General features: G+C 67.2%; 3 protein-coding genes. 1 reads left to right on the top strand and 2 read right to left on the bottom strand.

Features of this window, described 5'->3' with window-relative positions; translation table 11 throughout:
- Positions 1-936: 936 nt before the first annotated feature.
- Positions 937-4209 carry an autotransporter domain-containing protein gene (locus tag NON00_RS11490; RefSeq protein WP_256020905.1) on the top strand — a complete coding sequence of 1091 codons (3273 nt, stop codon included), beginning with the start codon at positions 937-939 and terminating at the stop codon, positions 4207-4209.
- 589 nt (positions 4210-4798) lie between these two features.
- On the opposite strand, the gene NON00_RS11485 is transcribed toward NON00_RS11490, so the two are convergent.
- Positions 4799-5482 carry an FCD domain-containing protein gene (locus NON00_RS11485; protein ID WP_256020902.1) on the bottom strand — a complete coding sequence of 228 codons (684 nt, stop codon included), beginning with the start codon at positions 5480-5482 and terminating at the stop codon, positions 4799-4801.
- A 203-nt stretch (positions 5483-5685) separates the two neighbouring features.
- Positions 5686-6159 (bottom strand): GNAT family N-acetyltransferase, encoded by a 474-nt coding sequence (locus NON00_RS11480; protein ID WP_256020899.1) that lies wholly within the window; start codon positions 6157-6159, stop codon positions 5686-5688.
- Position 6160: the final 1 nt, after the last annotated feature.

Here is a 6160-nt window from a genome sequence, read left to right as displayed (position 1 = left end):
TTCGGCGAGCGTTTCACCCGCGCCATGGCCTGAGCATGTTCAACCGCTCCGCCCTACACGAAATTTCTGACAGTCCCGCGCAGGTCGGTCGCCATGGCCCAGCCGACGATCCGGCGCGACCCGACATCGAGCACGACGGCGAGGAACAGGAAGCCCGCAGCGGTCGGCACGTGGGTGAATGTCGGCCACCCACAGCCGGCTCAGGCCAGCGGCCCGGAAGTCGCGGCCGACCAGATCGTTGGCGGGCCTGTGGCTCGGCTCGCGCTGCGTCGCCGCCGGGAAGCGGCGCCGGGAGGCGCCGCGTAGCCCGGCCCCGCGCATCAGCCGCGCCACCCGCTTGCGGGCCACGGCCGTGCCGGCGTTCTCCCCGATCGGACCAACTCCACCATCTGCCACCGGAACTCTGGCGGGCAGGGAACCCTGAATTTCGGCATCCTCGACACCTCCGTCTCAAGCCTCGGGATGTCCACGGAAGCGGGTCAACTCAAACTTCAACGCGCTCCGCAGCCGTATTGAGTGCTTCATCAACTGCCTGAAGAGCAACCGCCGCGTCGCAACCCGATACGACCAGACCGCCGACAGCTTCTTCGGCTTTGCCGCCCTCTCCTCAATCCACCGATGGATCAGCTTTGTCCGCGCAACCCAAAAGCGATTCATTATTGACAAATTTAACAAAAAAATTCTTTTTTATGAAATTTAAATTTTCATACAGCCTTCAAGAACCTGAAATCATTGTTCAGACCTCCGGATGGTAAGCGGCGCGCGCCTGCATTTGTAACAAAATGCGACAACACCACCGGGAAGATATCACCAATGCGTAGCCGCCTTCTGCCCCTGTTGCTCGCCGGGACCTGCCTATCCCCGATTTCGGCTCTTGGGCAAACCAGCACTGCCGTCAATTATACCAACAGTTCAACCCCTGGGGCCGGCGCCTCGGTGGCTGGCGTTCTGGATTCCTACACCGACCTGATGGTCAACAACCCTGCGGTGATGACGCAGAACATCCAGACCGTCGTGGAGATGACGCAGAACCGGACAGAGGCGCAGACCATCGCCGCGATTTCTACCGACCGCGTCGGGCAGCAGTACAATGTGATGAACGGCCTCGGGGTGCTGACCTCGCTGTTCCTGACGGGCAGCGGTGCCTCAGCCAGCGGCACCGCGCCACAAAGCCTGACGCAGACCAGCTTCGTCACGCCGACGCTGGCCGATTTCGTGAACAATATTAACTATATGAACAGCGCTTCCTGGGGCCGCACCACCTTCGGGGATGGCAGCGCGACGCCGCTGGCCTCGGCCGTGACGTTTATCGAGACCATCGCCCGGGCCAACACCTCCTCCGAGCCCTCCAAGCGTCTTTTCTCCCGCTATATGGGCGAGAACCCGGCCATCGACCCGCTGGATGCGCGCTACCAGAACTATTCCGCCGCCACATCCTCCGGCCGCCTGCTGCTGAGCACGGCGGATACGGCGAATTTCGTGGCGCCCTCCTACTTCTCCAATTTCGAGGTGCCCGCAGTCTACGGCACGGTGGAGAACTGGGTGAAAGGCTTCACCGTCACCCAGGCGATGATCGACGCCAATGGCGGCAACGCGCTGGTCATTCCCAATATCGGCACTTACGCGGCCGATGGCACCTTCACCCCCTATACCTTCACGGTGGGCGAATATGTGCCCGGCATCGGTACCTCACCGCGCCCTTACCGGCTGAGCAGCGAGGTCAGCATCCCGACCCTGCTGATGCAGCGCATCAATGGCACCAACCCCTATGCCGATGGCGGCTATCCCAGCGGCCATACCAACCTCGCCAATTTCCAGGCGCTCAGCCTTGCCTTCCTGGTGCCGGAGCAGATGCAGAGCCTGCTCGCACGCGCCTCGGAACTGGGCGAGAACCGCATCCTGGCCGGCATGCATTCGCCGCTCGACGTGATGGGCGGGCGTATCCTCTCCACCGCGCTGGTCGCCAACAACATCTATCAGGCGCTCTATGACGCGAGCGGCAACCGGCTGGACTGGACGAACCCGGCCAATGCCAATGCCTATGCCACCTACCGCGCCTTCACCGAGACCCAGGCCTATCTCGCTTCTGCCTGCGGCACGGCAACAGTCGCGGCCTGCGTCGCCCAGGGCGGCAATGGCACCAGCGCCGCCTATGGCAGCTATGCCCAGAACCGCGCCGACTATATCCGCCGCCTGACCTACGACTTCACCCCGGAAGGCGAGAATGTGCCGATGACGGCGGCCGAGGTGCCGGTCCAGGCCCAGGTCCTGCTGCTGACCCGCCTGCCTTACCTCTCCGACCAGCAGCGCCTGGAGGTTCTGGCCAGCACTGCGCTGCATTCCGGCTATCCGCTGGCCTCCGGGAACACTTATGACGGCTGGGGGCGGCTTGACCTCTTCTCTGCCGCCAATGGCTATGGCGCCTTCACCGGCAATGTCGCCATCACCATGGATGCCAGCCAGGGCGGCTACAGCGCCTCGGATACCTGGATGAACGATATCGGCGGCAGCGGCGGGCTGACGCTGAACGGCACCGGCAAGCTCTCCCTGGCTGGCGCCAACACCTATAGCGGCGCCACCATCGTCAATGGCGGCACGCTGTCGGTGGATGGCTCCATCGCCTCGCAGGTCACGGTCAATAACGGCGGCACGCTGCGCGGCACCGGCACCATTGGCGGTGCGACGACGGTGGCCAGCGGCGGCCGCCTTGCCCCCGGCAACAGCCCGGGCACACTGAATTTCACCGCCCCCGTGACCCTGGCCGATGGCGCCACGACGGAATTCGACATCGACGGCACGGGCACTGGCACGGGGGCCGGCAACTACAGCCGCATCATCGTCTCTGGCACGGGCAACAGCTTCACCGCCGCCGGCACGCTGGAGCCGCTGCTGCGCGGCATCACGGGCAGCGCCACCAACACCTATACGCCGGAGATCGGCCAGCAGTTCACCGTCATCCAGGCGGAGGGCGGGCTGCTCGGCAGCTTCAGCGGGCTGACGCAGCCGGCGGGCCTGGCCAGCGGCACGCGCTTCGACGCCCTCTATGACAGTACCGCGCTGCGTCTGGTGGTGACCCCTGCCGCCTATGCCAGCTTCGCCACGACAGGCAACCAGGCCGCGGTGGCCGCGGCGCTCGACAGCCAGCGCCCAGTGGCCGGGGTCCGCATGGGCGCGGGGCTGGCCAGCGTCTATGCGCCGCTTTACGTCCTGCCGGCGCAGGCCATCCAGCCGGCACTGGAGCAACTCTCGCCCTCCGCCTATGGCGATGCGCTGGTGGCAGCGCGCGATGCCTGGTACCTGACCGACGCGGCGGTGAACCGTGCGCTGGAAGCCCGCCGTGGCGCCCAGCCTGATGCCGGCACCAGCACGGCCACCGATGCGCGTGGCCTCAACACCTGGATGACGGCGCTCAGCCAGTTTTCTTCCACCGGCGCCAGTGGCGGCGCGCCGGGGCACAGCCGCAGCCTGGGTGGCTTCGCCGCCGGCCTGGATGGCGACATCCGGCCTGGCCTGACGCTCGGCCTCGCGGCTGGCTATGCGACGCAGGATATGCGGGTGCGCAATGGTGCCAAGCTCTCCGCCGACACGTTGCAAGTGCGGCTCTATGCCAGCCTGCGGCAGGGCATCGGCTTCCTCGATGGGCAGATCGGCCTTGGCTATAACGAAGGCGGCCTGCGCCGCAGCGTCACCGCTTATGGCAGCCGCAGCAAGGGCGATGTGGATGGGCTGCTGGCCGGTGGCCAGATCCGCGCCGGCCTCGGCCTTGACTGGGGCGGCACGCGGATCGAGCCAAGCCTGGGCCTGCAGGGCGTGCAGGTGAGCCGCGACGCGACGCGCGAGAAGGGTGGCAATGGCGCCGCACAGGCGATTGATGCCGCCGACCTCACCAGCCTGCAGAGCGTGCTGGCGCTGCGGGCGGAGCGGCGCTTCAGCCTGCCGGGCGGCTACGCGCTGGTGCCTTCCGCCCGTATCGGCTGGACGCATGAGATGCTGGATATCCGCGGCACCACCACCGCGCGCTTCCTTGGTGCGCCGGACAGCGCCTTCACCGTGCGCGGTAGTTCGGCTGGGCGGGATGCCGCCGTCGCCGGCCTGCGCGCGGAATTGGAGACGGGCGCGCCCTTCACTCTCTATGCCGGCTATGACGGCGCCTATAATGCCCAAGCCAAGGCGCACAGCGTGACCGCAGGGCTGCGCATGAGTTGGTAAGAGAACCAACGCCACCCAGCCTCGTAGAGGCCGGGTGGCGTTGGAGTTGGAGTTGACCCACTTCTGTGGACGATTTGCGGGTTAGGATCAACTCCAGTGCGCAGCGCGCCGAAGCGGTCCATCAGCCGGCCGGTCAGGGCGGAGGCGATGGCCGCGGCCAGCGTGCCACAGAGCGGCCCGAGCGAGGCGGCGGAGCGGGACCACCCGAATTCCGCCGCCAGAGGCTTGAGGAACAGCCCCTGCGAGTATGAAGAACAGCGAGCTGACTCCCGCCGCCACGCCGATGAAACAGCCGAGCACGATGGCCCAGCCCCTGCGGAATTCTCCCATGGGTTCCTCCTGGTCTTGCTTGGTTTTGTCAGAAGGTCCGCCGGGCGGGGCAGGCGCGCGCCTTTCCATCCGGCAGCCGGGCGCCAGAGGAAGGAAGGCAGAATGATGCAGGGGCCGCAGGCCCCGCCCGTGCGGGGAAAGAGGACCAGCGCCCCTGTCCGGTCAGACCGGTTTGCGCTGGCCCTGGCCTCGTCGCGGATGGCGGATCACGGTGCGGGGGCGCATGCCCGGCGTCCTCTGCTGTGCGGTTTGTGGGGTCTCAGCCCTGCCGTGGCGGAGGCTGGGCCTGATCCCAGTACCCGGCGGCGTCGAGCACATCGGCGGTGATCATCATGTGCCGCTCGACGGCCGCCGCCGCCGCCGCCGCATCGCGCGCCAGGACGGTGGCCACCAGGTTCTCATGCTCGGCGATATGGGCATCGCGCGAGACCTCCGGGATGACGATCAGGCGGCGGTAACGCAGATGCTGTTCCTGGTAGCGCGCCTGCAGCGCGAGAAGCCGGGGGGAGCCGCAGGCGCAGATCAGGGCGCGGTGCAGGGCGTCATGCGCCTTCTCCCAGGCTTCCAGGGCGGCATCCTCCTCGAAGGCGCGGGCGGCGAGGCGCTTGTAGTGATGCAGCGCGCCAACGATCTGCGCCTCCCAGGCATCATCCCCCAGGGCTATGGCCCGGCGCACCGCCGCGGTTTCCACCGCGCCGCGGGTGATGGCGATGTCCAGCAGATCCGCCCGGCTCAGGGCGGGAACGCGGAAGCCCCTGTTGGCTTCCAGTTCGACAATGCCTTCCGCCAACAGGCGGGAGAGCGCCTCGCGGATGGGCGAGAGGCCGGCATCGAAGCGCGCCTTGAGCAGTTCCATGCGCAAGGGCTGGGAGGGTGCGAAGACGCCGCGGGCGATATCGGCCTTCAGCAGTTCTTCGACATGGTCTGTCAGGGATCGCGACATGAATCGATGATCGATTCGATTTTCGATAATATCAAAAAGATTCTAAAATCCTGGCGGCCTGGCCGGCTGCCCGCGCAGCCCGGGCGGAATCCCGGAAGCACCGCGCCACCGCCAAAGGCCTACGGCCTCTGGAAACTCATTCGCCAATGCCTCCCGGCGGCGGGTGCAGAGGCCCCTGTCCCCTGCCCGGAGACGGAGGCCCCTCACCCGCCCCCGGCGGCCCTCTTGCGCAGCGGGCGGGAAACGCTCTCGCCATTGCCCGTGAAGCCCAACGCGGCGCAGAAGCACGACGCCACCGTGCTTCCAGATGGCAGCGCCAGTTCCAGCCTGTCACAGCCAGCGGCACGGGCCCATTGTGACGCCGCCTTCACCAGCAGCCGGCCGATACCGGCGCCGCGCTCCGCCTCATCCACCACCAAGGCGGTGATGCGCGCTTCCGGCCGTTCAGCCAGCAGACTGGGGGTGCGATGCAGCGCCACCAGCCCGATCACCCGGCCATTCCAGCCCGTGGCCACCAGCACGCCACAGGCAGGGTCACGGGCCAGGGCCTCCAGCCGTGCCCCGGCCTGGGGCGGGGAGGAAGGGGCGCCCAGTTGTGCCAGCAGGGCCGCAACATCGGCGGCATCCGCCGGCAGCGGCCCGCGCAGTTCCACGCCGTAGCGCTGGCCGGCCGCCATC

It is taken from the genome of Roseomonas sp. GC11 (assembly GCF_024437745.1).
GTDB lineage: Bacteria > Pseudomonadota > Alphaproteobacteria > Acetobacterales > Acetobacteraceae > Pseudoroseomonas.
This window is presented reverse-complemented; position numbering and strand designations above follow the sequence as displayed.